Genomic DNA, 24,343 nt, shown 5'->3' with positions numbered 1-24,343 from the left:
TGTCCTCTCCAACCGGGGTAACAGCCTAGCAGGATCGACGCCGGTTATGCCCGCCTCAGAAATAGATAGAATTTTAGGATAATTATTAATACCGTCCGCCACGGCGACACCGGCGCCGGTTTTGGACTATCACCTGATCGGGGGCCGCCAAGCCCCGGGGGATGATCGGGAGACGGTGGGGAATGGAGAAGTTTCTGGGCTCGGTCCGCTCGATCGTCCTGCTTGCGATCCTCGGCTTCCTGCTGTTCTTCGGCACGGCGGGATGGCTGGGCAAGCAGTTCCTGGCCGACAACGCCCGCACGCAGGGCTGGGTCGACCACACCAACCTCGTGATCACCACGATCTATGAGGCGCGGCTGAGCATCGCCCGGGCGCAGGCCCTGAGCCGCAGCTTCGTCATCACCGGCAACCAGCAGGACGCGGCGGTGGCGGAGGACAGCGCGCGGCTGGCCACCGACAAGCTGCTGGACCTGCGCGGCATGACCACCGACAACCCGGTGCAGGTGCAGCGCTTCGACGACGCCGCGGCCATCGCCGAGCAGATCCTGGTCACCAATGACCGGATCATCGCCGCGGTCCGGCGCGGCGATCGCGACGGCGCCGGCACCATCGTCAAGGATGCCGTCGACCAGGCGCCGGCCTTCCGCGCCAGGATCGACGACGCCGTGCAGGCCGAGAAGGCGCTGCTGGCGGAGCGCCAGGCCGCCACCGCGGCGACGCTGGGGCGGATCATCTGGCTGCTGGGCGGTATCGCCGCGCTGGCGGCCCTGTGCGGGCTGCTGGCGGCCTGGGCGATGTCGCGCCAGGTGCGCACCGACCAGCGGCGCTACCGCGAGCTGGAGCGGGCGAAGCAGGAGAGCGACGCCGGCGCCCGGGCGCTGGCGGAGAGCCAGGCGCAGCTGCAGGCGGTGCTGGACAGCGCCCGCGACCCGATCCTGGTGGTCGGCCAGGACGGCGTGGTCGAGCTGGCCAACCTTGCCTGCGGCGAGGCCTTCGGCGTGGCCGGCGGCGAGCTGACCGGCACCGACATCTCCGTGCTGGTGCCGGCCCTGGCCGGCGGCGCCCATCCGGCCGGCGAGATCACGGTGACGCGGCGCGACGGCAGCAGCTTCCCGGCCGAGATCTCGACCGGCGTGTTCGAGCGCGACGGCCGCAGCGTCTCGGTCTGCATCCTGCGCGACATGACCGAGCGGCACCGGCTGGACCAGCTGAAGAACGAGTTCGTGTCGACGGTGAGCCATGAGCTGCGCACGCCGCTGACCTCGATCCGCGGCTCGCTGGGCCTGATCGTGGCCGGGGCGGCGGGGGCGCTGCCGGACAAGGCCAGGTCGCTCTTGGAGATCGCGCACAAGAACAGCGAACGGCTGGTCGGGCTGGTCAACGACATCCTGGACATCGAGAAGATCGAATCCGGCCGCATGGAGTTCCGCCACGACCGGCTGGAGGCCGGGGCGCTGGTCGAGCAGGCGGTCGAGGCCAACCAGGCCTATGCGGCCCAGCACGAGGTCGAGTACCGGATCGCGGCCCGGCCGGACGCGCCGCTGCCGGTGCAGGGCGACGCCGACCGACTGATCCAGGTGCTGACCAACCTGCTGTCCAACGCCGCCAAGTTCTCGCCGGCCAGCAGCACCATCGAGGTGGCCGTGGAAACCGTCGGCCGCCAGGCCCGGATCAGCGTGCGCGACCGCGGCGCCGGCATCCCCGAGGCATTCCGCAGCCGGATCTTCCAGCGCTTCGCCCAGGCCGATGCCAGCGACGTGCGGCGCAAGGGCGGCACCGGCCTGGGCCTGTCGATCGCCAAGGCGATCGTCGAGCGCCATGGCGGCCGCATCGGCTTCGAGCCGGCGGAGGGCGGCGGCACCTGCTTCTGGTTCACCCTGCCGCTGCTGGCCGAGGCGCAGGAGACGACCGCCATGCCCGGCGACGCCCGGCGCCAGGTGCTGATCTGCGAGGACGACGCCGACGTCGCCACCCTGCTGGGCCTGATGATCGAGCAGGATGGCTGGCGGGTCGACTTCGCGCGCGACGCCGAGACGGCGCTGGAGAAGGCGCGCACCGGCCAGTACGACGCGATGACCGTCGACCTGCTGCTGCCGGGCATGGACGGCATCACGCTGATCCGCCAGCTGCGGGCCGACCCGGCCACGGCGGACCTGCCGATCGTCGTCGTCTCCGCCACCGCCCAGGACGGCAAGCGCGAGCTGAACGGCGACGCCTTCAACATCGTCGACTGGCTGGACAAGCCGATCGAGCAGCTGCGGCTGCGCGCGGCGCTGCGCCAGGCCGGCTTGCGCAGCCGCAACGGCCGCGCCTGCATCCTGCATGTCGAGGACGATGACGACGTGATCGAGGTGGTCGGCGCCATCGTCCGCGACGAGGCGGAAATCGTGCCGGCCCGGTCGCTGCAGGAAGGCCGGGAGAAGCTGGCGGCGCGGCGCTTCGACCTGGTCATCATCGATGTCGGCCTGCCCGACGGCTCCGGCCTCGACCTCCTCGAGACGATCAACGCCCGCACGCCGCGGGAGCCGGTGCTGATCTTCTCGGCCCAGGATTCCAGCGCCTCCTACGCCAGCGCGGTCTCCGCCTCGCTGGTCAAGAGCCGCACCGACAACGAGCAGCTGCACCAGACCATCACCGACCTGATCAACGGCCTGATCCAGGACAAGCAAGGGGCTCCCCGCTATGGCCGATGAGGCGCTGACCCGCATCCTCTATGTCGAGGACGATGCCGACATCCGATCGGTCGCCGGCTTCGCGCTGGAGGCGGTGGGCGGCTTCGTCCTGGCCGCCTGCGCCTCGGGCGAGGAGGCGCTGGCCCAGGCGCCCGGCTTCGCGCCGCAGCTGCTGCTGCTCGACGTCATGATGCCGGGCATGGACGGCCCCGAGACGCTGGCGGCGCTGCGCGGGATGCCGGGGACGGCGGCGACGCCGGCCGTGTTCATGACGGCCAAGGTGCAGCCGCAGGAGGTGGCGCGCTACCGTGCCCTCGGCGCCATCGACGTCATCTCCAAGCCGTTCGACCCGATGACGCTGTCCGACGAGATCCGCGCCATCTGGGCCCGCCGCGATGGCTGAGATCGATGATTTGTGAAAGTTCCAGGCCATCCCTCTTTGTCATCACCGGGCTTGACCCGGTGATCCAGGGGCCGTCGAGAGCCGCTCTTGCAGCCCTGGATGCCCGGGTCGAGCCCGGGCATGGCGGAGAAGAGAGGTGCCTCAGCGAGCCGGGATCGGGAGCAGATCGATGACTCAGGACGCGCTGCAGGTGCATCTCGACCGGCTGCGGGCGAAGTTCGCGGCTGAGCTGCCGCAGAAGCTGGCCGAGGCCGAGGCCCTGCTGGCGGCGCTGCGGGCCGGCGACGGCGAGGCGCTGAAGGGGCTGCGCTTCGTCGTGCACCGGCTGAACGGCACCGGCGGCACCATGGGCTTCGCCGCGCTGTCGCAGGCCGCGGCGGTGCTGGAGACACGGCTGGACGCCTGCCTCAAGGCCGGCGGCGCCGGGCCCGAGGACCAAGCCGCGATCGCCGAAGGGCTGGCGGCCGTGAAGGCTACCGCCTGAGCCGGTTCAGGCGGTTTCCACCACCTCGATCTCGGCGGTGATCTCGGCGACCTTGCCGAGCATGATCGAGGCCGAGCAGTACTTCTCCTTCGACAGCGCCACGGCGCGCTCGACCTTGGCGCGGTCCAGGCCGCGGCCGGAGACGATGTAGCGCAGATGGATCCGGGTGAAGACCTTGGGGTCGGTCTCGGCGCGCTCGGCCTCGACCTCGACCCGGCAGTCGGACACCGGCTCGCGCCCCCGCTCCAGGATCATCACCACGTCGAAGGCGGTGCAGCCGCCGAGGCCGAGCAGCAGCATCTCCATCGGCCGGACGCCGAGGTTGCGCCCGCCGCTCTCCGGCGCGCCGTCCATGACCACGGCATGGCCGCTGCCGGATTCGCCGACGAAGGTGCGGCCTTCGACCCAGGTGATGCGGGCTTTCATCTGATCTGCTCCAGGAACCGATTCGAACCGGCACCCTAGCAGGGGGCCGGAGGATCGTCAGCCGGGCGGCATCGGCGCGGCATCGGCCGGGCGCTCGGCGATCTCCAGCACCAGCTTGCGCACCACCGCCTCGGTGAAGCGGGCATCGGCGTCGGCGGTGATGACGAAGGCGCCGGGCCCGCCGATCACCTGGGCACGAAAGAAATCCTCCAGCGACCCTCCGCCCCAGCCCGGCCGGCCGCTGCGCGACAGCACGGCCAGGCCGTTGATGGTGATGCCGGCGGCCAGCGCCTCGGCCCGCACCTCCGGCAGCGGCCGGCCGCCGCGCTGGCCGGCATCGGCCGAGATGTCGATCACCTTGCGCAACCCCTGGTGGTCGTTGCCCTCGATCAGCCGGACCGAGAGGCCGATGGCGTTGCTGATCGAATTCCAGCCGGTCGCGCGCCGCGGCGCCGCCGCCAGGGCCGCGCCGAAGGCAGCGGCGCTGTCCGCCCCGTCGATCACGGTCCAGTCGACGATGACATGCTGCGAGTCCGCGCCGCCCCATTCGACGAAGGCGACCGCGATCCGCCCGGTGATGCCTCCGCGGATCGCCTGCTGCACCCGCGGGTCCGCCAGGGCCTTGGCGTAGCCTTCGCGCTGCAGCCGCAGCTCCTCGTCATCGATCGAGCCGGAGCCGTCGGTGGCGAAGACCAGCTCGACATCGACGTCGACTTCCTGCGCCGCGGCGGGGGCCGCGCACAGCGCCAGGGTCAGGGCGAGACCGCGATGCAGCACCGGCGCCTCCCGCTTCGATCGGAGGCGATCAGCATCCCGGCAGGATTCCGCTCTGTCAAACGCCCGCAGGCCGCACCCCGAATCCGGGCTTTGCATCGCCGCCGCTTTGCAGTATGGTCCGCGCCGCTTCGGGTCCTTGGGCCCGAGTCCATGGCCTGCACTCGTAGCTCAGCTGGATAGAGCGCCGCCCTCCGGAGGCGGAGGTCACAGGTTCGAATCCTGTCGAGTGCGCCATCCCCCTCAGACATCTCGCTGCCATCCACCCCACGGTCGCCATGCCGATGGGAACCCGCTTCCTGGTGGGCCCATTGCCCAGGCATGGCGAAGTGCCGCGACCCGCTCGACTGGACCGTCCTTCCCACCGGACACGGCACCGGATCGGTGACCTGCCGCGATTTCCGCGGCTGGTACGCCCGGAACGCCCAAGGCCGGGTGCAGATCACCTGGACGGACGGGCCGGATGAGGAGCGGTCCTCGGAGGTCTACCGCGCCGCGACCACGGCCTGCGAACAGGCCGATGACGGCCGCCAGACCAGCAAGGCGGGCCGCGTCGATGCCGGAGGCTAGCCGTGGCAATGGGGCGTAAGGCGTCCGACTGGACCGTCGAGCATACCGGCACCGAAGGCACGGTGGCCTGCGCCGAGTATCTGGGCCGCTTCCGTGTCGATCGCGACGGTGCCGTCCGGATCACATGGTCGCCGCCGCCGGGACCCGCGGTGGATCGAGGAACGATCAGCCGGGCCGCCCAGGAAGCCATCGAAGCCGCGATCCGCCCGCGGGCCTAGCCCGCGCCCCGTCGTATCGTAGGGGTGCCGCCACCCCTTCCCCATATGTCAGACATGTGTCGCAATCCCCGGCAGCGCCAGGGGACAAACGGCGCTGAGGGCCCGGCCCGGATCTCTCCCCACCATGGTCCGGGCCGGGCTTGCCGTCAGTGTCGGGCGCCGGCGCTCAGTTCTTCGAGTTCGGAATGATGATGCGCCGGATGTCGTCGGCGCTCCGCCCATTGTCGTTGCGGTTCCGGTTCCGGTTCCGGTCCCCGTCGTCGTTTCGCCCTCTGTTCCCGTTGCCATCGATCCCGAACAGGCGGCGGGCCCGCTGCTCGGCGTCACCGTCGGACCTCGACCGGCGCCGGTTGTCGTCGCGGTCATCGTCCCGGTCGCGGTCCCGATGGCGGTAGCGATACCGGTCGCGATCACGATCATAGTCGCGATACCGGTATCGGTACCGGTCGCGGTCATAGCCGCGGTAGTAGTTGTCGTCGTCGTCGTACCAGCTGGAATAGCCGTTGCCGTAGTAGCCGTCGTAATAGCCGGGTCCCGTCTGGCAGGACGCCAGCAGCGGGGCCGAGGCCGCGATGGCGACCGCCACAAGCCCTGTCCGGAACAAACCTCTGCCGTGCTCCACGACGCTCTCCCTCGTCGCTCATCCGAGCTGCGGATGGTCATAGGACTCTATGTCGAAATGCGGGTACGCCAAGGGACCCGGCTCAGGCCCGGGCAAAGCGGCGCCGGGCGGCAAAGTTGCCCTGCGGGCCCGCTGACCCATTCGGGTGATCCCGCCGGCAGGCAGGGGCTGGCATAATGACAGGGCATTCGACACACGCCTTTTCGCCGATTTCTCACGATTTGAGGTGACGATTGGAGTGGCGGGCGGCGCCACGGCAGGCGCCCCGCTTATCCTGCCCCGCAACCGGCGGGGCCATGTGCGGCCGGAACCGCGCCCTTCACCACCACCGCGGGCTTCGGGCGAGACATCCATGTCCGGCAGCCGGAGCCTGAATGTCGAGATCGACCGCTCGGCCGGCGGGCCAGGGCTACGACCGGGTGATCGCGCTGGCCAGCACCGTCCTGGCCGACAATGTCGAGGAGCTGACGCTGGACGGCCTGGCCAGGCTCAACGGCACCGGCAACGCCGGCAACAACCGGATCTTCGGCAATGACGGCGCCAATGTGCTGACCGGCGGCGACGGCAACGACATCCTGAACGGGAATGGCGGCGACGACGTGCTGCGCGGCGGGCAAGGGGCCGACGAGTTGGCCGGCCGCGGCAACGGCACCGCCCTGGGCGACACCGCGACCTATAGCGACAGCAGCGTCGGCATCGTCGCCAACCTGGCCACCGGCGTGGGCTCCGGCGGCGCGGCCCAGGGCGACACCTATATCGAGGTCGAGAACATCGAGGGCAGCCGGGGCGATGATGACCTGACGGGCAGCATCGGCGCCAATATCCTGCGCGGCCTCGGCGGCAACGACGTGCTTCGCGGCGGCGCGGGGGCCGATACGCTCGACGGCGGCGCCGGGACGGACACTGCCAGCTACTTCACCAGCTCGGCCGGGGTCTCGGTCAGCCTGGCCACCGGGGCCGGCAGCGGCGGCGACGCCCAGGGCGATGCCCTGACCGGCATCGAGGCGCTGTCCGGCAGCCAGGGCAACGACACCCTTACCGGCGATGCCGGCGCCAACACGCTGCAGGGCTGGAACGGCAGCGACGTCCTGATCGGCGGCATCGGCAAGGACACGCTGACGGGAGGCGCGGGCGCCGACCGCTTCGCCTATGGCGGCACGGCCCAGAGCACGGTCGGCGCCAATGCCGACCGGATCACCGATTTCAGCCACGCCCAGGGCGACCGTGTGGACCTGTCGGCGATCGACGCCAGCACCGTCCTGGCCGGCAACCAGGCCTTCAGCTTCATCGGCACCGGCCTCTACACCGGTGTCGCCGGCCAGCTGCGCTATACCGTCAGCAACGGCGTCACCACCATCGCCGGCGACGTCAACGGCGACAAGGTCAGCGACTTCCACATCCAGCTGACCGGCGGCATCGCCCTGGTGGCCGGCGACTTCGTGCTCTGACGCGACCGGTCCGACCCGGCCACCACCTCCTCGGCGAGGGCGAAGCTGGTGCTCATGCCCATGCCGCTGGTGACCTGGACCACCCCGGGAATTGGAAGATATAAAAGAGAGATGACACCCCCACGCTCATGGTCGAGCGCGAATCCTACGTTCCCCCTTGGTATGAGAGACCTTCGTCTTGCAATTGTTCTTGAACAAGCCCCGCTAAGTATTCTTCCATCATTGAGAAATCGAGATTGCCATCTTCCCAAGCACGGTCAGCTGCATTCAGGGCTGCATAGTAAGGCTCACGATTCTCTCTAATTCTCTCTGGCACTATCTTTCGGCCACCCAAAACACCGCCAGCTTTTGCACAGAGAAGATAGTAGCATGCTGCACGCGCAGTGCGTCCATTGCCCTCAATGAATGGATGGACCCAGTTCATCCGCCACAATCCATATGCGGCAAGCTCAGTATAACTCCAATTGTACCAGTTCTCGTGTATCGTACTGATGAACTGATCCATTAACATCGGCACTTCGCGAAAGTGAGGGGGTATATGAGAGCCAACATATATCGGCTCATCTCTAAATCTACCCCCAAACTGAGAAATATTGGCTACAGCAACGTGATTAAGATCCCAGAGCATGTATTTATCAAAAACTCGGCCGCCCTGGCTTATTCCTATTTCAACGCAATTAAGAAGAAGATCATATTGCCGGATCAGATTCTTCTCTTGAATCCGGTCATAAAGATCTCTGTTCTCTTCCTCAAGGACAAGCATGCCACATCAAAGAAGCTCGGTTGCCCGAGCTTCTCCCTGAGCTGTAAAGTTAGCTTACCGTGCGATCTTGATGCTCTTGGCTGCTACGCGGGCAGAATCCTTTGTGATTCGAGACCCTTCCGGCGCATTGCCATAGGCAAAACTAACCCGCTGCTCCTGCAGCTGCTGCTCCGAGACTCCCCTTTTGATCGACTCACTCAAAAGACGCTCAAGATCAGGCCGATGAGGAGCCGGCTTTAGAACTGATTTCCGTGCGACCATGGCGGCTTCCTTTCGACAACTCTCCATACCTCGCTTGCGGGCCACTGGACACGCCAATCCCGCCGATGGCGGGCAGCCGGCCCGCTAATCGTTGGTATCGAGCGCATCTCCGTCGCGATCCACCAAGCTCATCGTCATGATGATACGCCACCCTCCGCCTAACGCCAGAGGACAATCCGTATCCCCAATTTTTTAATCCATCATGTTGCAATGGACACACAAGATGATGTGGGCAAACGTTAAGTTATCTCCAACTGATATGCGGCGACACGCCTCACCCAGCCCCTGCAGCTGGTCCTTACAAAATCAATGAACTGGTCGCCAGCAGGGCCGCCATCATAAGCGCCTCAATGTCATAGCAGCGTTTACAAAACGACCGCGGAGGACGCAGAGCCGTATGCGAAATGCAGGCGGCCGGGTCAGGCGGCGTGGCGGGGGGCCGCTGCGCCGAACAGCCCGGCCACCACCTCCTCGGCGATGGCGAAGCTGGTGCTCATGCCCGTGCCGCTGGTGACCTGGACCACCCGCGTTGCCTCGTCCGGCGCCTCGGCGAAGGCCTCGGCCGGGCCGGAGGGGTAGATGCCGACCCAGCGCTCGGTCACCACCGGCTGCGGCACGTCCAACAGTTCGGCCATGTGGCGCAGGATCAGCCCCTCCACCGCCTGCGGCGCGAAGGGGTCGGGCGAGTCGTCGTAATGGTGGGAATCGCCGACCACCAGGGAGCCGTCGGCCGACTGCACCACGATCAGGTGGATGCCGTTGGCCAGCGTCTCCGGCACCTCGGCGGCCAGGCGGGCCTTCAGCGGCGCCGCCTCCGGCAGGTCGGCGAAGCCGTGGTAGCGGCCGAGGCTGAGGTCGCCCATCACCGCCGCCGGCAGCCGCCAGCCCGGGGCCGCGACACGCAGCATCTGCAGCTTGCACAGGGTGGTGCGGCGGCGGGCCATGATCTCCGGGAACAGCGACCGCAAATCCGGGCCGGGGCAGACCACGATGCGGTCGGCCAGGATCGCGCCCTCGCCGGTCTCGACCCGCGGCGCCTGCACGGCGCGGACCTGGACGCCGCGGCGGAAGGTGACGCCATGCGCCGATTCCAGCCAGGCGGCCAGGCGCGGGATCGCCTCGCGTGGCTCGATCCGCAGCTCATGCGGGCTCCACAGCCCGGCGCGCAGCCCATCGGACCGCGCCATCGGCAGCCGCGCCGACAGGCCGGCGGCCGGCAGCAGGGTGCAGCCCTCGCCCATCTCGGTGCGGGCGAAGGCCTCGAGGACGGCCTGCCCTTCCGGGGTCCGGGCCAGCAGCGCGGTGCCGCAGTGCTGCACCGGGATGCCGGCCTGGGGTGCCACCTCGGCCCAGACGTCGCGGCTGCGCATCGCCCGGCGCCAGGTCGGGCCGGCCGACTGTCCGCTGACGGTGACAAAGCCGAAATTGCGGATCGAGGCGCCGATGGCGCGCGCCTCGCGGTCGATCACCACCACCCGGCGGCCCTGCCGCGCCGCGGCGAGGGCATGGGCGAGGCCGAGGATGCCGGCGCCGACGATGGCGAGATCATAGCGGCTCACGGCGCGTCCCCGGCGGTGATGCGGGCCTGGATCCGGTCCAGTGCGGCCGGGACGTCGGCGATGCCGTCCACGACCTCATGCGCGCCGGCGGCCTGCAGCTTCTCGGTCGCGGCCCGGCGCAGCGACGCCTGGCGGTCCGCCGGCAGGGAAGCCCATTCCGCCTCGGTCAACCCGACCTCGTTGCCGGTGACGCCGAGCGCGATGGTCCACATGCCGGCGTTCAGCCCCTCGGCCACATCGACCACGGTGTCGCCGATCTTGACCGCGGCCTGCACCGGATGGATGTCGAGCTCGATCAGCGCCTTCAACGCCATGGCCGGGCCGGGGCGGCCGGAGGGGGTCTCGCCGGCGCAGACGATCACCTCCGGCGCATAGCCCCGCCGGGCCGCCTCCGGGATCACCACCTCCATCACCGGGCGCGGGAAGCCGGTGGTGGTGCCGATGCGGATGCCGCGGGCCTTGAGCGCCGCCATGGCCTCGACCGTGCCGGGGATCAGCACCGCGTGCCGCCGCACCGCCGCGATCTGCAGCGGCAGGAACCGCTCATAGAGGTCGTCGACATCGGCGATCACCGGCGCCCGGCCCTGCGCTCGTTCCCAGGCCGCCGCGACCTGCGGCATGTCCAGCAGCGCCCGGATGTGGTCCCATTTGGCCATGCCCATCGGCAGCCGGGCGGTGGCCAGCGGCACCTCGACACCCATGGCGGCGAAGGCCTCGACCAGCGAGGTGATCGGCGCCTGGCAGCCGAAATCGACCGTGGTGCCGGCCCAGTCGAAGATCGCGGCCCGGATCGGGCCGTCATAGCGGCGACGTGGAATGAAGCTCATGGCGCGCTCCCGGACAGCGGTGGGCCGGAGGAACCGGATGGCGGGAGAAAACCAGAGAGTCTAATATTGATCCAATTCATATTCTCCATATGGATCATTGATGAGCTCAACACTTGCCGTGCAGCTGCGCGCCTTCCACGCGGTGGCGGCGGAAGGCAGCTTCACCAAGGCGGCACGGGCGATCGGCGTGTCGCAATCGACCCTGTCGATCGAGGTCAAGGCGCTGGAGCAGCGCTACGGCGTGCAGCTGTTCCGCCGCTCCGGCCGGTCGATCGAGCTGACCCTGCTGGGCGCCGAGCTGATGACCTGCACCAACCGCGTCTTCGCCGCGCAGGACGAGGCGGTGGAACTGCTGCAGGGCACCAGCCGGGTGCCGACCGGCACGCTGCGCCTGGGCGCGGACGGGCCGTTCCACGCCATGCCGCTGATCGCCGCCTTCACCGCCCGGCATGACGGGGCGCGGGTGCGGATGACGGTCGGCAACGCCCAGCGGGTGCTGGCCGACCTGGTCGACATCCGCCTCGACGTCGCGGTGCTGGCCCGGGTGCCGGGCGACCCGCAGCTGCACGCCCTGCCGCTGTGGCACGACCCGGTGCATGTGCTGCTGCCGCGCGGCCATGCTTTGGCTCGGATGCGGGTGGCGCCGGCCCATCTGATCGCGCGGGAGCGGTTGGTGATGCGCGAGGCCGGGTCGATGACGCGGGAGACGGTGGAGCGCGCCTTCGCCGCGGTCGACCTGCCGCTGACGCCCTGGATGGAGGTGGAGGGGCGGGAGGCGTCGCGCGAGGCGATCGCCGCCGGCCTGGGCATCGGCTTCATGTCGGCCGGCGAGCTGACGCCGGATCCGCGCTTCGTCAGCCGCCCGATCGGCGGCTGCCGGGTGGAGATGGACGAGTATGTGGTGTGCCTGCGCGAACGCCAGCGCCTGGCCATCGTCCGCGCCTTCCTCGACATCGCCGCCGAGGCCAGCCGGGCGCGGCGCGAGGCCGCGCCCGGCGGCTGAGACTATCCCTGGCTGAAATCCGGCGGCGGCTGACCGAAATCGACCAGCGGCCGCACCTCGACGAAGCCGATGCGGGCCAGTGGGTGTCCGGCGGCGACCTCGGCCGCCTCGTCCAGGTCGCGCGCCTCGATCACCACGAAGCCGCCGAGGATCTCCTTGGTCTCCATGAACGGGCCGTCGACGGCCGAGGTCTTGCCCTCACGCACCTTCACGGTGCGGGCGCCGTCGGGCAGCTCCAGCGCCTCGCCGGCCACGAAATGGCCGCTGGCCTTGAGCACCTGGTCATGGGTCGAGCATTTCTCCAGCACCGCCCGGGCCTCGGCGCTGCCGCCGAACAGGGTCTGCGGATCGTAGTAGATCAGGCAGGCATAGCGCATGAGGGGCTCCTTCTGCTTGCGCCGTGAATGCCCCTTATCGCCGGGTCCTTGCTGGATTCGACATGCGGTCGCGATTTTCTAGGCCAGGTGGCAGGCGACCTGGTGGCCCTCGCCCAGCTCCCGCATCTCCGGCACCTCGGCGCGGCAGCGGTCGGTCGCCAGCGGGCAGCGGGTGTGGAAGCGGCAGCCGGCCGGCGGGCTGGCCGGGCTGGGCAGCTCGCCCTTCAGCACGGCACGGTCACGCGGCGCGTCCGGGTCGATCGCCGGGATCGCCGACAAGAGCGCGCGGGTATAGGGGTGCAGCGGCCGGTCGAACAGCGCGTCGCGGCCGGCGGTCTCCACGATCACGCCGAGATACATCACCGCGATCTCGTCACAGAGATGCTCCACCACCGCGAGGTCGTGCGAGATGAACAGGAAGGTGACGCCCCGCTGCTCCTTGAGGTCGGCGAACAGGTTGATGATCTGCGCCTGGATCGAGACGTCGAGGGCCGAGACCGGCTCGTCCGCCACGATCAGCTCCGGCTTCAGCGCCAGGGCGCGGGCGATGCCGATGCGCTGGCGCTGGCCGCCGGAGAATTCATGCGGGTAGCGGGAATACTGGTACGGAGCCAGGCCGCAGATGCGCATCACCTCCAGCACCGCGTCGCGCAGCTCGGCCCGCCGGACCAGGCCGTGCGCCAGGAGGGCCTCGCCGATCGCGTCGCCGACCCGGACCCGCGGGTTGAGCGAGCCATAGGGGTCCTGGAACACCAGCTGCATCTTCGGCCGCAGCTTCCGCCGGCCGCGGCGGCCGATGGCGTTGATGTCCCGCCCGTCGAAGCGCACCGTGCCCGCGGTCGGCTCGTACAGCCCCAGCACGGTGCGGCCGAGCGTCGACTTGCCGCTGCCGGATTCGCCGACCAGGCCGAAGCTGGTGCCGCGGCGGATGCGGAAGGTCACCCCGTCGACCGCGCGGACATGGCCGGTGACCTGGCCGAACACCCCGTCGCGGATCGGGAAATGGGTCTTGAGGCCCTCGACCTCGAGCAGCGGAGCTTCGGTCATGGGATAGCCCACCGGACGAAGCCGAATGAGTCCCCCCTCCCCTCGCGGGAGGGGGGTAGGGGGAGGGGSTTTTCTCCGCCCCGCTCCGACGGTCCTCTGAGGTCGATCGGCCCGGATGGCGGACGTGACGCTACCCTTTCGCGCGCGGACGCGCGCAGACCCCTCCCCCTGCCCCCCTCCCGCAAGGGGAGGGGGGACAAGAGAAGGATGGCACTCGCTGCTCTGCTCATGTTGCCCCGCCCATCATAGCGCCCCCTGCTGAGCCAGGAAGCAGGCGGCGCGGTGCGGCGCGCCGGCGGGTTCCAGCACCGGGATGCCGGTGCGGCAGATGTCGGCCGCGGCGAAGCAGCGATCGGCGAAGGCGCACCAGCCGGGCAGATGCGCCGGGCTGGGCACCTGACCCGGGATCGACGGCAGCCGGCGCTGGCGGCGGCCGGGAACCGGGCGCGAGGCCAGCAGGCCGCGGGTATAGGGATGCTTGGGCCGCAGCAGGATGTCGCGCACCGGCCCGGTCTCGACCACCCGGCCGGCATACATCACCACCACCCGGTCGGCGAGTTCCGCCACCATGCCGAGGTCGTGGGTGATCAGCATCAGCGCCGTGCCCTGCTCGCGCTTCAGCCGGCCCAGCAGCTCCAGGATCTGGGCCTGGATGGTGACGTCGAGCGCGGTGGTCGGCTCGTCCGCGATCAGCAGCTTCGGGCCGCAGCTGAGCGCGATCGCGATCATCACCCGCTGCAGCATCCCGCCCGACAGCTGATGCGGATAGCCCTCGACGATCTTGTCCGCCCTGGCGATGCCGACCCGGGCCAGGAGCGCGATCGCCTCGTCCCAGGCCGCCTTCGGCGCCAGGCCGCGATGCTCGACCAGCGGCTCGACGATCTGCTCGCCGATGGTCAGCACCGGGTTCAGCGCACTCATCGGCTCCTGGAAGATCATGGCGATCTCGTTGCCGCGCAGGCCGCGCATCTCCTCCGGCTTCAGCCCCAGCAGGTCGCGGCCGCGATAAAGGATACGGCCGCCGGCGACCTTCCCGGCCGGGCGCGGCAGCAGGCCCATCAGCGACAGGGCGGTGACGCTCTTGCCGCAGCCGGATTCACCGACCACGCCGACCGTCTCGCCCTCGGCGATGCCGAAGCTGACCCCGGTCACGGCCCGGGCGACGCCTTCCTCGGTGCGGAACTGGACCGACAGGTCCTGGAATTCGACAAGGTGTTCCACGTGAAACTACCGCTTCATCTTCGGGTCGAGCGCGTCGCGCAGCCCGTCGCCGAGGATGTTGATGGCGACCACGGTCAGGAAGATCGCGACGCCGGGCGGTACCCACAGCCAGGGCCGGCGCTGGAAGTCGACGAAGCTGTTGGCGGTGTCCATCATGTTGCCCCAGGACGGGGTCGGCGGCACCACACCGAGGCCGAGATAGCTGAGATAGGCCTCGTTCAGGATCGCGTCGGCGACGCCGACGGTGGCGACCACGATCAGGATCGGCACGGTGTTCGGCAGCAGATGGTGGAACAGGCGCCGGTGCAGCGGCAGGCCCAGCACCTCGGTCGCCACCATGAAGTCGCGCTCGCGCAGCGACAGGATCTGCGACCGCACCAGCCGGGCGACGCGGATCCAGTTCGGCAGGCTGAGCATGACGACGACCAGGTAGATGCGCTGGTCCGGCGGCACCTTCAGCTCCGACAGCACGGCGCCGAGGATGATCAGGAGCGGCAGGGTCGGGATCGTCATCACGATGTCGGCGCAGCGCATGATCACGGCGTCGACCAGCCCGCCGAGATAGCCAGCCACCGCGCCGGCGATGTAGCCGACCACCACCGACAGCAGCACCGAGGCCAGGCCCACGGTCAGCGAGATCCGGCCCGCCGCCATCAGCCGGGCCAGGATGTCGCGGCCGAGGAAATCCGTGCCCAGCCAGTGCCGCAGGCCGGGCGGCCGGTTGGGGCTGAGCGCGTCGGTCGCGTTCAGGTCCCACGGGCTGATCCAGGGCCCGACGACGCAGACCAGCACGATCAGCAGCAGCACCGTGGCGGCGACCAGGGCGGCGCGGTTACGCCTGAGGCGCCACAGCGCGTCGCCGAGCGGCGAGCGGGTGACGGCGAGGCGGCCGGCGAGCTCCGCCAGCTCGGCCTCGCGCGCCCGGCGGCGGCGGAACGGGTTCAGCAGCGACGCGAACGCCATGGCCTAGCGCCGCCGCAGCCGGATGCGCGGGTCGGCCGCGGCATAGGCGATGTCGGCGACCAGGTTGCCGAGGATGGTCAGCGCCGCCAGCGCCATGGTGAAGCCCATCAGCACCGGATAGTCGCGCGCCGCCAGCGTGTCGATCTGGATGTGCCCGGCGCCCGGCCAGTTGAAGATCTTCTCGGTGACGATGGCGCCGGAGAACAGGCCCGGCAGCTCGAAGCCCAGCAGGGTGATGATCGGCAGCAGGGCGTTGCGCAGCGCGTGCTTCAGCACCACCGTCCGCTCCTTCAGCCCCTTGGCGCGGGCGGTGCGGACGAAGTCCATCGACAGCGATTCGAGCATGCTGGCGCGGATGTAGCGGGTCAGGCTGCCGGCCTGCAGCGCGGTCAGCACCAGCACCGGCAGCACCATGTGGCCGGCGATCTCGACCACCCGCGGCCAGCCCGTCGCCTCGCTGCCGGTGCTGATCATGCCGCCGACCGGCAGCCAGCGCAGATCGACCGCGAACCATTTGATCAGCAAGAGGCACAGGAAGAAGACCGGGAAGGACATGGCGGCGAACACCGCCAGCGTCACCATCCGGTCGTACCAGGAATAGGGCTTCACCGCCGCCGTTACGCCGGCCAGCAGCGACAGGGTCCAGTACAGCAGCATCGCCGTGCCGGCGAGGAGGAAGGAGTTCCAGACATACTGGTTCAGCAGGGTGCCGACCGGGATCTGGTACTGCATCGAATAGCCGAGATCGCCGCTGACGAGCCGGCCGAGCCAGTCGAGGTAGCGGTCAACCACCGGCCGGTCGAGTCCGTACAGCGACTTCAGCTCCGCCGCGCGCTCGGGCGTCAGGTTGATGTTGCCGTCGACGAAATCGCCCGGCGTCAGGGCGAAGACGAAGAAGATCAGCGCCGACGCCCCCAGCAGCATCGGCACCGCCAGCAGCAGGCGGCGGATGACGAAGGTCCTCATCGGGAGCGGCCGGCCCGATGACGATACGCGCGTTGCCTCTCCCGCTTGCGGGAGAGGTCGGAGCCGCGCCAGCGGCTCCGGGTGAGGGCCCTTTGTCGAGGCCGGTGCCAGCCCTCACCCGGAATCGCTTCGCGATTCCGACCTCTCCCGCCACGCGGGAGAGGCAACGCATCGGAGGCGCATGGAAGAAGGATGGCAGCGGCGCTCACTGCACGATCTTCAGCTTCGGCAGGCTGGCGATGATGCCGTTGTAGATGTCCGGCTTGAAGCCCTCGACCCGGGCATCCGTCCCCGACAGGATCTTGCGATAGGCGAGGAAGATCACCGGCGGGTTGTCGGCCAGCGCCTTGTACAGCTGGTGGTAGATCGGCTTGCGCTGCTCCGGGTCCAGCGTGGCGTTGCCCGCCAGGATCAGCTTCTCCACCGTGTCGTCATGGTAGCCCAGCCGGCCGACCTCGCCGGTCGACAGGAAGTCCTCGACCCCGTCATGCGGGTCGTTGATGGTCGAGGTGCGGAAGGTGGCGAGGTTGTAGTCGCCGGCCTTCCGCTTCGCCAGCAGGGCGTTGAAGTCCGACACCTCGGGCACGAGGTCGACGCCGATCGCCTTCCAGTTCTCCTTGGCGATCGGGATCAGCGCGTCGTTGATCAGCGACTTGGTGGCCAGCAGGCGCAGCGACAGGCGCTGGCCGTCCTTGGCCCGGATGCCGTCCGCCCCGGGCTTCCAGCCGGCCTCGTCCAGCAGCGCCGCGGCCTTGGCCGGGTCGTAGGCGAAAGGCTCGACCGCGCCGGCGTCATAGGCCCAGGAGATCGGCGCCACCGGCTGGGTCGCGACCGTGCCGTAGCCCTGATAGACCACGGTCACCAGGGTCTGGCGGTCGAGGCCGTAGGTCAGGGCATGCCGCACCCGGACGTCCTGCAGCAGCGGGTCCTTCGGGTTGAACTCGATCATGCTGTAGTCGCTGGAGCCGTACAGGTTGATCGCGGCGAAGCCCAGGCTCTGCAGCGCGTCGACATTGTCCTGGCTGACCGTGAAGCCGTCATAGTCGGTCTCGCCGGTCTGGAACAGCTGCAGCTTGGTGGCGTCCGAGGTGATCCGGTAGATGAAATGCTCCACCCCCGGCTTGCCGGCGTAGTAGCGCGGATTGGCGTGGAACCGCACCTCCTGCCCCGGGATGAACTTGTCGAACACATAGGGGCCGGCGCCCAGCGGGTCGCCGCCGAGGGCGCGGATGCCGTCGAGCTGGCCGCGGGCGAAGCCCTTGCCATAATGCGCTTTCGACAGCACCGGACCGCCGAGCAGCGCCAGCGTCTTGGCGCCCGCCTGGGTGGTGGTGATCTGGATGGTCTGCGGGTCGATCACCTTGAGGCCGGAGATGCTGTCGGCCTTGCCGGCCTTGTACTCCGCCCCGCCGGCGATGGCGGCCGGGGTGATGTCGGTCTCGCTCTCCAGCGTCGGGTCGTGCAGCACGGTCAGGGTGAAGGCCACGTCCTCGGCCGTCAGGGCCGAGCCGTCGCTGAAGGTCAGGCCGGGTCGTAGCTTGATGGTGTAGACGAGGTTGTCCGGGCTGACGGTCCAGGACTCCGCCTGCTCCGGGATCAGCTTGCCCTGGCTGTCATAGTTGATCAGCCGGCCGAAGATCACCTCGGTGACGTTCTCGTCCCAGCCATTGCTGAAGAAATAGGGGTTGAACACGCCCTGCGGCGCGCTGATCGAGGCGACGACCGTGTCCTTGCGGGCCTTGGCCGTGGCCGGGATCGCCGACGGGTCGGACGCCGGGGTGATGCCGTCGGGCAGCGCGTCCTGGGCCAGAGCGGGCGTGCCGCCGGCGACGGCGAGGATCAGGGCCAGCGCGGCCAGGCTGGGCGTGCGGTAGGAGCGCATCGAAGGGGTTCCTCCTCGGGCGGGAAGTCTCGGCGTGCCAGGGCGTGAAATAAAAGTCAACTACACGCTTGTGTAGATAAATCTCGACCGAACCGTGTCTTGTTCAGCCCTCCGGGCCGCGCTCGATCCGCACCAGCCAGCGGGTCTCGCCGGCATCCTCGGGTTCCACCGACAGCACGCGATGGCCGCTTTCGGTCGCCGAGCGCGGAACATTGATCAGCGGCTCACCCGCATTCAGCCGTATTTCCGCCACTTCGCCGGGCTTCATATCTTCCAGCAGCAGCTTGGTTTTGACGAAAGTGAAAGGGCAGACTTCCGCCGTTACATCGAGTGTCCGGACCGTCGGCTCATTGCTCATGACGCATTCTCGATTTTCATGGCGATTCATGTTGCAGTCCAGTAGTGGGCGACTTATATACCCAACAATCGTGCCGCGGGAGTATGAACATGAGCAATGAAACGCCGTCCAGCGATTTGATGAACCTGACAAGCCAAATCGTCGCGGCACATGTAGGAAACAATACCGTTGCAATCTCGGACCTGCCCGGCCTGATCGAGCAAGTCTACCGCGCATTGAACGGTCTCGGGACTGAACCGACGCCGGTCGCGGAAAAACCCCAGCCGGCGGTTCCCATCAAGAAGTCGGTCACGCCGGACTACATCATCTGTCTCGAGGACGGCAAGCAGCTGAAGATGCTGAAGCGGCACCTGAAGACGGCCTACAACATGACCCCGGACGAGTACCGGGAGCGTTGGGGCCTGCCGGCCGACTATCCGATGGTCGCGCCGAACTACGCCAAGCAGCGCAGCAAGCTGGCCAAGCAGATCGGCCTCGGCACCCGCGCGCGGCGGGACTGACGGCGAGTCGCAGGCGGTCCGCCCCCAAGGCGGGCCGCCGGTTTCCCGGCCCCGGCCGGCACGCCGCGCCCTTGGCCGCGAAATCCGCGCACATTTGTAACCGTTCTGCTTTATAATTGGGCGAGCGCCTTGTGCGACGACAGCAGAATCGCCGCGGCGCATCGGGGGAATTGAAGCGGACGGACGCAGCATGGCAGTCACAACCTTCGTCGATGACCACGGGTTCAGCCTGCGCGCAGGCAATCTCGAGGTCCGGCTGGCCGAGACGGAGGAGGAGATTTGGGCGGCCCAGGAGCTGCGCTATGCCATCTTCTATCAGGAGATGGCGGCGCAGCCTTCGGTCGAGATGGCGGCTGCCCGCCGCGACTTCGATGCCTATGACGACGTCGCCGACCACCTGCTGGTGATCGACCATGCGCGCGGCAAGGGCGTCGACGGCGTGGTCGGCACCTACCGGCTGATCCAGCGCGACGGGGCGGCGAAGATCGGCGCCTTCTACTCCGCCAGCGAATACGACATCAGCAAGATCGAGGCCCATCCCGGCCGGATCCTGGAGCTCGGGCGGTCCTGCGTCGCCGGCCCCTATCGCTCCGGCGGCACCATGCAGCTGCTGTGGCGCGGCATCGCCGCCTATCTGTTCCAGCATGACATCGAGATCATGTTCGGCTGCGGCAGCCTGCCCGGGACCGACCCGGAGGCGCTGAAGCTGCCGCTGTCCTACCTGTACCACTATCATCTGGCGCCGCCGGCGCTGCGGCCCAAGGCCCTGCCCGAGCGCTACACCGACATGCGGCTGCTGCCGCTGACCGAGATCGACCAGCGCGAGGCGATCGCCGCCCTGCCGCCGCTGATCAAGGGCTATCTGCGCCTCGGCGGCCATGTCGGCGACGGCGCGGTGATCGATGAGCAGTTCGGCACCACCGACGTCGCCATCATCGTCAAGACCGACCTGGTGACCGAGAAGTACTTCAAGCACTACGAGCTGAAGCGCGAGCAGCGGCCGGTCCTGGCCTTCCGGAAGGACTGACCGGAGCGATGGCGGGCACGCGTCTCGGGTCGAAGCTCCGGGCGGTGGCCCGGCTCGCCGTCTATGTGCCCTGGACCGTCATGCTGATGCCGGTGCAGGCCCTGGCCGTGCGCTTCGGCTGGCGGCTGCAGACCAGCCTGCCGGTGTTCTACCACCGCACCTGCTGCCGTATCCTCGGCCTCGGCGTCGAGGTCCGCGGCGTTCAGTCGGAGGCGGCGCCGACCCTGTTCGTCTCCAACCACCTGTCCTATCTCGACATCGAGGTGCTGGGATCGCTGATCCCCGGCAGCTTCGTCGCCAAGACCGAGGTCGGCACCTGGCCGTTCTTCGGCGCCCTGGCCCGGCTGCAGCGCACGGTGTTCGTCGACCGGACCAAGCGCGGCTCGGCCGACATCCAGCGCGACAGCCTGCAGGCGCGGCTGGAGGCCGGCGACAACCTGGTGCTGTTCCCGGAGGGCACGTCGAGCGACGGCAACCGCACCCTGCCGTTCAAGAGCGCGCTGTTCGCCGCCGCCGGGCTGCGCATCGACGGCAGGCCGTTGACGGTGCAGCCGGTGTCGCTGGCCTGCACCACGCTGGACGGCATCCCGCTGGGCCGCCGGCTGCGGCCGATCTACGCCTGGTACGGCGACATGGACCTGCTGCCCCATCTGTGGAACGTGGTGAAGCAGGGCCAGCTCCGGATCACCGTGATCTTCCATCCGCCGGTGACGCTGGAGAATGTCCGGTCGCGCAAGGCGCTGGCGGACCATTGCTGGCGCGCGATCGCCAGCGGCGTCTCCGACGCCAATGCCGGCCGGCTGCCGGCCCCCGGGAACGACAGCATGGCCGATCAGCGCCGCGCCGCATGACCCAAGGCTTGATTTTCGCCCGCGGCGCCGTGATCTATCATCGCAATCCCAAGACCTGGACCGCATCGGACCCGCGCGCGTGAAGACCGCAGCCAATAAGAAGTTGTTCATCAAGACCTGGGGCTGTCAGATGAACGTCTACGACAGCGGTCGGATGGCGGACATCCTGGCCCCGCTGGGCTATGCCCTGGCGGACAGCCCGGAGGGGGCCGACATGGTCATCCTCAACACCTGCCACATCCGCGAGAAGGCGACGGAGAAGGTGTTCTCCGACCTCGGCCGGCTGCGCCCCCAGAAGGAGGCGAAGGCCGGTGAGGAACCGATGATCGTCGCCGTCGCCGGCTGCGTCGCCCAGGCCGAGGGCGAGGAGATCGCCCGCCGCGCCCCCTGGGTCGACATGGTGTTCGGGCCGCAGACCTACCACCAACTGCCGGAGATGGTGGCCCGCGCCCATCGCCAGGCCGGCAAGCCGCTGGTCAACACCGACTTCCCGGTCGAGAGCAAGTTCGACCACCTGCCGGGTGACCAGGGCGTCCAGGGCGCCTCGGCCTTCCTGTCGGTGCAGGAGGGCTGCGACAAGTTCTGCACCTTCTGCGTCGTGCCCTATACCCGCGGCGCCGAGTATTCGCGCGATGTCGCCGGCATCCTGGGCGAGGCGCGCCGGCTGGTCGCCGTCGGCACCCGCGAGATCACCCTGCTGGGCCAGAACGTCAATGCCTTCCACGGCGACGGGCCGGACGGGGCGGTCTGGGGCCTCGGCCGGCTGATCCGCGCCCTGGCCGAGATCGATGGGCTGGACCGCATCCGCTACACCACCAGCCACCCGCGCGACATGGACGACGACCTGATCGCCGCCCATCGCGACGTGCCGCAGCTGATGCCGTTCCTGCACCTGCCGGTGCAGGCCGGGTCCGACCGCATCCTGGCGGCGATGAACCGCAAGCATGACGCCGACGCCTACCGCCGCACCGTCGACCGGCTGCGCGCCGCCCGGCCGGACCTGGCCCTGTCCTCCGACTTCATCGTCGGCTTCCCGGGCGAGACCGACCGCGACTTCGCCGACACGCTGAAGCTGGTCACGGAGATCGGCTTCGCCCAGGCCTACAGCTTCAAGTACAGCGCCCGCCCCGGCACCCCGGCCGCGGCGCTGGACGACCAGTTGCCGGAGACGGCGAAGGACGAGCGGCTGCAGGCGCTGCAGCAGCTGTTGTGGGCGCAGCAGGCCGCGTTCAACCAGGGCATGGCCGGCCGGGTCGTGCCGGTGCTGCTGGACCGCCAGGGCCGCCGCCCCGGCCAGTTGCACGGCCGCAGCCCGTGGATGCAGTCGGTGCATCTCGACGCGCCGGCCCGGCTGCTGGGCACCATCCAGCCGGTCCGCATCACCGAGGGCAAGCTGCTGAGCCTGGCCGGCACCGTCGCCCTGGCGGATGCGGAGGCGGCGGCGTGACCCGCAACCCCGAGGATTCCGGGCTGATGCCAGCGCAATCCAAGACCGCGACGAAGCCGGGCGCCAAGCCGGCGGCCCAGCGCGTCGACGTCAGCTTCGACGACAATCGCCTGCTGCCGCTGCTGTATGGCGAGCACGACACCCATCTGCTGCGGATCGAGCATCAGCTCGGCGTCTCGCTCTCCTCCCGCGGCAACACGGTGACCATCAAGGGCCCGGCCGAGTCCGTCGATCAGGCCCGGCTGGTGCTGGAGACGCTGTGGCAGCGCCTGTCCCAGGGCCAGGGCGCCACCAACGCCGATATCGACGGCGTGATCCGGCTGCTGCGCGACGCGCCGGCCGCCGAGGGCGCTTCGGCGCGCACGATGCTGAAGGCCGAGGCCGCGATCGTCACCCGGCGCAAGCGCATCGGCCCGCGTTCGCCGACCCAGGCCGACTATATCGAGGCGCTGGCGCAGAGCGAGATGGTGTTCGGCGTCGGCCCGGCCGGCACCGGCAAGACCTATCTCGCCGTCGCCCAGGCGGTGTCGATGCTGATCGCGGGGCTGGTCGACCGCATCGTGCTGTCGCGCCCGGCGGTCGAGGCCGGGGAGCGGCTGGGCTTCCTGCCCGGCGACATGAAGGAGAAGGTCGACCCCTATCTCCGCCCGCTCTACGACGCCCTCTACGACCTGCTGCCGGCCGAGCAGGTGGCCAAGCACATGGAGACCGGCGTGATCGAGATCGCGCCGTTGGCCTTCATGCGCGGCCGCACCCTGGCCCATTCCTTCGTCATCCTCGACGAGGCGCAGAACACCACGGTGATGCAGATGCGCATGGCCCTGACCCGCATGGGCGAGGCCAGCCGCATGGTGGTCACCGGCGACATCAGCCAGGTCGACCTGCCGCGCGGCGAGAAATCCGGCCTGGTCGACGCGCTGGAGATCCTGGACGGGGTCGAGGGCATCCGCGTCGTCCGCTTCAACGACCGCGACGTGGTGCGCCACCCGCTGGTCGCGCGCATCGTGCGCGCCTATGAGGCGGCAGACAGCGCCCGGAAGCCGAAGTCGTGATCGACCTCGCCGTCTCGATCGACGCGCCCGGTTGGTCGGCGCTGGGCCCGGGCTTCGCCGACGAGGATGCGCTGGCCGCGGCGCTGGAGCCGCTGGTCGAGGCCACGGTCGCCGCCGGGGCCGGCCCGGGCGCCGCGATCGAGCCCGGCCGCCCGACCGAGCTGTCGGTCGTGTTCGCCGACAACGACACGGTGCAACGGCTGAACCGCGACTATCGCGGCAAGGACGCGCCGACCAACGTGCTGTCCTTCGCCCTGACCGAGGCCGAGGAGCCCGACTTTCCCGGCGCGCCGCTGGTGCTGGGCGACGTGGTGCTGGCGCTGGAGACGGTGCTGGCCGAGGCGGAGCGGGACAGGAAGGCCCCCGCCGACCATGCCCGCCACCTGGTGGTTCATGGTATCCTGCACCTGCTGGGCCACGACCATATGACCGACGACGAGGCCGAGGCGATGGAGCGGATCGAGACCGCGATCCTCGCCCGCTTCGGCATCGCCGACCCTTATTCCGATCCCCCCGATTCCCCGCCCCACCCTGCCTGAGCGGATCGAGACCGCGATCCTCGCCCGCTTCGGCATCGCCGACCCTTATTCCGATCCCCCCGATTCCCCGCCCCACCCTGCCT

The 24,343-nt window shown here is 69.2% G+C and carries 26 protein-coding genes and 1 tRNA gene; 14 read left to right on the top strand and 13 right to left on the bottom strand.

Annotation, left to right across the window (positions count from 1 at the left end):
- The first annotated feature begins 182 nt into the window (after positions 1-182).
- The 3 genes from BWR60_RS13785 (at position 183) to BWR60_RS13775 (ending at position 3,559) form a co-directional block, all read left to right on the top strand.
- Positions 183-2,693, top strand: a complete 2,511-nt coding sequence (locus tag BWR60_RS13785) for a response regulator (protein WP_179221760.1) — start codon at positions 183-185, stop codon at positions 2,691-2,693.
- Positions 2,683-3,075, top strand: a complete 393-nt coding sequence (locus tag BWR60_RS13780) for a response regulator (protein ID WP_088151601.1) — start codon at positions 2,683-2,685, stop codon at positions 3,073-3,075. Before BWR60_RS13785 ends, BWR60_RS13780 begins: the two co-directional genes overlap by 11 nt.
- Before the next feature lie 169 nt (positions 3,076-3,244).
- Positions 3,245-3,559, top strand: coding sequence for an Hpt domain-containing protein (locus BWR60_RS13775; protein ID WP_088151600.1), 315 nt, complete (start codon positions 3,245-3,247; stop codon positions 3,557-3,559).
- A 6-nt stretch (positions 3,560-3,565) separates the two neighbouring features.
- Here BWR60_RS13775 and BWR60_RS13770 read toward each other — a convergent pair whose 3' ends face one another.
- Both BWR60_RS13770 and BWR60_RS13765 read right to left on the bottom strand, forming a co-directional pair.
- Positions 3,566-3,985 carry an OsmC family protein gene (locus BWR60_RS13770; RefSeq protein ID WP_088151599.1) on the bottom strand — a complete coding sequence of 140 codons (420 nt, stop codon included), beginning with the start codon at positions 3,983-3,985 and terminating at the stop codon, positions 3,566-3,568.
- A gap of 57 nt (positions 3,986-4,042) precedes the next feature.
- Positions 4,043-4,762 carry a DUF1194 domain-containing protein gene (locus tag BWR60_RS13765; RefSeq protein ID WP_218823485.1) on the bottom strand — a complete coding sequence of 240 codons (720 nt, stop codon included), beginning with the start codon at positions 4,760-4,762 and terminating at the stop codon, positions 4,043-4,045.
- A gap of 157 nt (positions 4,763-4,919) precedes the next feature.
- Here BWR60_RS13765 and BWR60_RS13760 point away from each other — a divergent pair.
- The 3 genes from BWR60_RS13760 to BWR60_RS13750 all read left to right on the top strand — a co-directional run bounded on the left by BWR60_RS13760 (position 4,920) and on the right by BWR60_RS13750 (position 5,547).
- Positions 4,920-4,996 (top strand) — tRNA-Arg (locus BWR60_RS13760).
- An 84-nt stretch (positions 4,997-5,080) separates the two neighbouring features.
- Positions 5,081-5,329, top strand: coding sequence for a hypothetical protein (locus tag BWR60_RS13755; RefSeq protein ID WP_088151597.1), 249 nt, complete (start codon positions 5,081-5,083; stop codon positions 5,327-5,329).
- Positions 5,330-5,331: 2 nt separating this feature from the next.
- Positions 5,332-5,547 carry a hypothetical protein gene (locus BWR60_RS13750; RefSeq protein ID WP_034831732.1) on the top strand — a complete coding sequence of 72 codons (216 nt, stop codon included), beginning with the start codon at positions 5,332-5,334 and terminating at the stop codon, positions 5,545-5,547.
- A gap of 166 nt (positions 5,548-5,713) precedes the next feature.
- Here BWR60_RS13750 and BWR60_RS37035 read toward each other — a convergent pair whose 3' ends face one another.
- Positions 5,714-6,133 (bottom strand): hypothetical protein, encoded by a 420-nt coding sequence (locus BWR60_RS37035; protein WP_179221759.1) that lies wholly within the window; start codon positions 6,131-6,133, stop codon positions 5,714-5,716.
- 410 nt (positions 6,134-6,543) lie between these two features.
- Here BWR60_RS37035 and BWR60_RS13735 point away from each other — a divergent pair, with 410 nt between their 5' ends.
- On the top strand, positions 6,544-7,617 hold the full coding sequence (locus BWR60_RS13735; protein ID WP_088151595.1) for a calcium-binding protein: 1,074 nt from the start codon (positions 6,544-6,546) through the stop codon (positions 7,615-7,617).
- A 145-nt stretch (positions 7,618-7,762) separates the two neighbouring features.
- Here BWR60_RS13735 and BWR60_RS13730 read toward each other — a convergent pair whose 3' ends face one another.
- From BWR60_RS13730 to phnX, 3 genes are all read right to left on the bottom strand, one after another.
- Positions 7,763-8,380 (bottom strand): Fic family protein, encoded by a 618-nt coding sequence (locus tag BWR60_RS13730; RefSeq protein ID WP_088151594.1) that lies wholly within the window; start codon positions 8,378-8,380, stop codon positions 7,763-7,765.
- Between the two features lie 680 nt (positions 8,381-9,060).
- Positions 9,061-10,200 carry a TIGR03364 family FAD-dependent oxidoreductase gene (locus BWR60_RS13725; protein WP_088151593.1) on the bottom strand — a complete coding sequence of 380 codons (1,140 nt, stop codon included), beginning with the start codon at positions 10,198-10,200 and terminating at the stop codon, positions 9,061-9,063.
- On the bottom strand, positions 10,197-11,027 hold the full coding sequence (gene phnX, locus BWR60_RS13720) for a phosphonoacetaldehyde hydrolase (protein ID WP_088151592.1): 831 nt from the start codon (positions 11,025-11,027) through the stop codon (positions 10,197-10,199). The genes BWR60_RS13725 and phnX overlap by 4 nt, the downstream gene beginning before the upstream one ends.
- A gap of 100 nt (positions 11,028-11,127) precedes the next feature.
- Here phnX and BWR60_RS13715 point away from each other — a divergent pair, with 100 nt between their 5' ends.
- Complete coding sequence (locus tag BWR60_RS13715) at positions 11,128-12,030, top strand: LysR substrate-binding domain-containing protein (protein ID WP_088151591.1); 903 nt, start codon at positions 11,128-11,130, stop codon at positions 12,028-12,030.
- 2 nt (positions 12,031-12,032) lie between these two features.
- Here the strand turns inward: BWR60_RS13715 and BWR60_RS13710 are convergent, their stop codons facing one another.
- The 7 genes from BWR60_RS13710 to BWR60_RS13680 all read right to left on the bottom strand — a co-directional run bounded on the left by BWR60_RS13710 (position 12,033) and on the right by BWR60_RS13680 (position 18,844).
- Positions 12,033-12,407, bottom strand: coding sequence for a YciI family protein (locus tag BWR60_RS13710; RefSeq protein ID WP_088151590.1), 375 nt, complete (start codon positions 12,405-12,407; stop codon positions 12,033-12,035).
- Between the two features lie 78 nt (positions 12,408-12,485).
- Positions 12,486-13,454: an ABC transporter ATP-binding protein gene (locus BWR60_RS13705; protein WP_088151654.1), complete on the bottom strand. Its 969-nt coding sequence runs from the start codon at positions 13,452-13,454 to the stop codon at positions 12,486-12,488.
- Between the two features lie 243 nt (positions 13,455-13,697).
- Positions 13,698-14,675 carry an ABC transporter ATP-binding protein gene (locus tag BWR60_RS13700; protein WP_088151589.1) on the bottom strand — a complete coding sequence of 326 codons (978 nt, stop codon included), beginning with the start codon at positions 14,673-14,675 and terminating at the stop codon, positions 13,698-13,700.
- A 6-nt stretch (positions 14,676-14,681) separates the two neighbouring features.
- The gene (locus BWR60_RS13695) at positions 14,682-15,638 is read right to left on the bottom strand and encodes an ABC transporter permease (protein WP_088151588.1); all 957 of its coding nucleotides are present in this window, start codon (positions 15,636-15,638) and stop codon (positions 14,682-14,684) included.
- 3 nt (positions 15,639-15,641) lie between these two features.
- Positions 15,642-16,604, bottom strand: coding sequence for an ABC transporter permease (locus tag BWR60_RS13690; RefSeq protein ID WP_088151587.1), 963 nt, complete (start codon positions 16,602-16,604; stop codon positions 15,642-15,644).
- Positions 16,605-16,809: 205 nt separating this feature from the next.
- Positions 16,810-18,486, bottom strand: coding sequence for an ABC transporter substrate-binding protein (locus tag BWR60_RS13685; RefSeq protein WP_088151586.1), 1,677 nt, complete (start codon positions 18,484-18,486; stop codon positions 16,810-16,812).
- Positions 18,487-18,589: 103 nt separating this feature from the next.
- Positions 18,590-18,844, bottom strand: coding sequence for a sulfurtransferase TusA family protein (locus BWR60_RS13680; protein ID WP_088151585.1), 255 nt, complete (start codon positions 18,842-18,844; stop codon positions 18,590-18,592).
- Positions 18,845-18,933: 89 nt separating this feature from the next.
- Between BWR60_RS13680 and BWR60_RS13675 the strand changes: the two genes are divergently transcribed.
- The 6 genes from BWR60_RS13675 (at position 18,934) to ybeY (ending at position 24,260) form a co-directional block, all read left to right on the top strand.
- The gene (locus tag BWR60_RS13675; protein WP_088151584.1) at positions 18,934-19,344 is read left to right on the top strand and encodes a MucR family transcriptional regulator; all 411 of its coding nucleotides are present in this window, start codon (positions 18,934-18,936) and stop codon (positions 19,342-19,344) included.
- A gap of 190 nt (positions 19,345-19,534) precedes the next feature.
- Entirely contained in the window at positions 19,535-20,371 is an 837-nt protein-coding gene (locus BWR60_RS13670) for a GNAT family N-acetyltransferase (protein ID WP_088151583.1), read from the top strand.
- Between the two features lie 8 nt (positions 20,372-20,379).
- Positions 20,380-21,222, top strand: coding sequence for a lysophospholipid acyltransferase family protein (locus tag BWR60_RS13665; protein WP_088151582.1), 843 nt, complete (start codon positions 20,380-20,382; stop codon positions 21,220-21,222).
- A 79-nt stretch (positions 21,223-21,301) separates the two neighbouring features.
- A complete protein-coding gene (gene miaB / locus BWR60_RS13660) occupies positions 21,302-22,669 on the top strand; it encodes a tRNA (N6-isopentenyl adenosine(37)-C2)-methylthiotransferase MiaB (RefSeq protein WP_429913025.1) in 1,368 nt (455 codons plus the stop codon).
- Complete coding sequence (locus tag BWR60_RS13655) at positions 22,666-23,721, top strand: PhoH family protein (protein ID WP_429913024.1); 1,056 nt, start codon at positions 22,666-22,668, stop codon at positions 23,719-23,721. Before miaB ends, BWR60_RS13655 begins: the two co-directional genes overlap by 4 nt.
- Positions 23,718-24,260 carry an rRNA maturation RNase YbeY gene (gene ybeY / locus BWR60_RS13650; protein WP_088151580.1) on the top strand — a complete coding sequence of 181 codons (543 nt, stop codon included), beginning with the start codon at positions 23,718-23,720 and terminating at the stop codon, positions 24,258-24,260. Before BWR60_RS13655 ends, ybeY begins: the two co-directional genes overlap by 4 nt.
- The last annotated feature ends 83 nt before the right edge of the window (positions 24,261-24,343 follow it).

Source organism: Inquilinus limosus, assembly GCF_002195995.1.
In the GTDB taxonomy this organism is placed as follows: Bacteria; Pseudomonadota; Alphaproteobacteria; order DSM-16000; family Inquilinaceae; genus Inquilinus; species Inquilinus limosus_C.
The sequence above is the reverse complement of the archived record's forward strand: the minus strand, read 5'-3'. Positions and strand labels throughout refer to the sequence as shown.

Excerpts from the sequence above, each read along its gene's own strand:
- BWR60_RS13785 (WP_179221760.1), top strand. The coding sequence starts at position 183 with ATGGAGAAGTTTCTGGGCTCGGTCCGCTCGATCGTCCTGCTTGCGATC.
- BWR60_RS13780 (WP_088151601.1), top strand. The coding sequence starts at position 2,683 with ATGGCCGATGAGGCGCTGACCCGCATCCTCTATGTCGAGGACGATGCC.
- BWR60_RS13775 (WP_088151600.1), top strand. The coding sequence starts at position 3,245 with ATGACTCAGGACGCGCTGCAGGTGCATCTCGACCGGCTGCGGGCGAAG.
- BWR60_RS13770 (WP_088151599.1), bottom strand. The coding sequence starts at position 3,985 with ATGAAAGCCCGCATCACCTGGGTCGAAGGCCGCACCTTCGTCGGCGAA.
- BWR60_RS13755 (WP_088151597.1), top strand. The coding sequence starts at position 5,081 with ATGGCGAAGTGCCGCGACCCGCTCGACTGGACCGTCCTTCCCACCGGA.
- BWR60_RS13735 (WP_088151595.1), top strand. The coding sequence starts at position 6,544 with ATGTCGAGATCGACCGCTCGGCCGGCGGGCCAGGGCTACGACCGGGTG.
- BWR60_RS13730 (WP_088151594.1), bottom strand. The coding sequence starts at position 8,380 with ATGCTTGTCCTTGAGGAAGAGAACAGAGATCTTTATGACCGGATTCAA.
- phnX (WP_088151592.1), bottom strand. The coding sequence starts at position 11,027 with ATGAGCTTCATTCCACGTCGCCGCTATGACGGCCCGATCCGGGCCGCG.
- BWR60_RS13715 (WP_088151591.1), top strand. The coding sequence starts at position 11,128 with ATGAGCTCAACACTTGCCGTGCAGCTGCGCGCCTTCCACGCGGTGGCG.
- BWR60_RS13710 (WP_088151590.1), bottom strand. The coding sequence starts at position 12,407 with ATGCGCTATGCCTGCCTGATCTACTACGATCCGCAGACCCTGTTCGGC.
- BWR60_RS13705 (WP_088151654.1), bottom strand. The coding sequence starts at position 13,454 with ATGACCGAAGCTCCGCTGCTCGAGGTCGAGGGCCTCAAGACCCATTTC.
- BWR60_RS13695 (WP_088151588.1), bottom strand. The coding sequence starts at position 15,638 with ATGGCGTTCGCGTCGCTGCTGAACCCGTTCCGCCGCCGCCGGGCGCGC.
- BWR60_RS13690 (WP_088151587.1), bottom strand. The coding sequence starts at position 16,604 with ATGAGGACCTTCGTCATCCGCCGCCTGCTGCTGGCGGTGCCGATGCTG.
- BWR60_RS13685 (WP_088151586.1), bottom strand. The coding sequence starts at position 18,486 with ATGCGCTCCTACCGCACGCCCAGCCTGGCCGCGCTGGCCCTGATCCTC.
- BWR60_RS13680 (WP_088151585.1), bottom strand. The coding sequence starts at position 18,844 with ATGAGCAATGAGCCGACGGTCCGGACACTCGATGTAACGGCGGAAGTC.
- BWR60_RS13675 (WP_088151584.1), top strand. The coding sequence starts at position 18,934 with ATGAGCAATGAAACGCCGTCCAGCGATTTGATGAACCTGACAAGCCAA.
- BWR60_RS13670 (WP_088151583.1), top strand. The coding sequence starts at position 19,535 with ATGGCAGTCACAACCTTCGTCGATGACCACGGGTTCAGCCTGCGCGCA.
- BWR60_RS13665 (WP_088151582.1), top strand. The coding sequence starts at position 20,380 with ATGGCGGGCACGCGTCTCGGGTCGAAGCTCCGGGCGGTGGCCCGGCTC.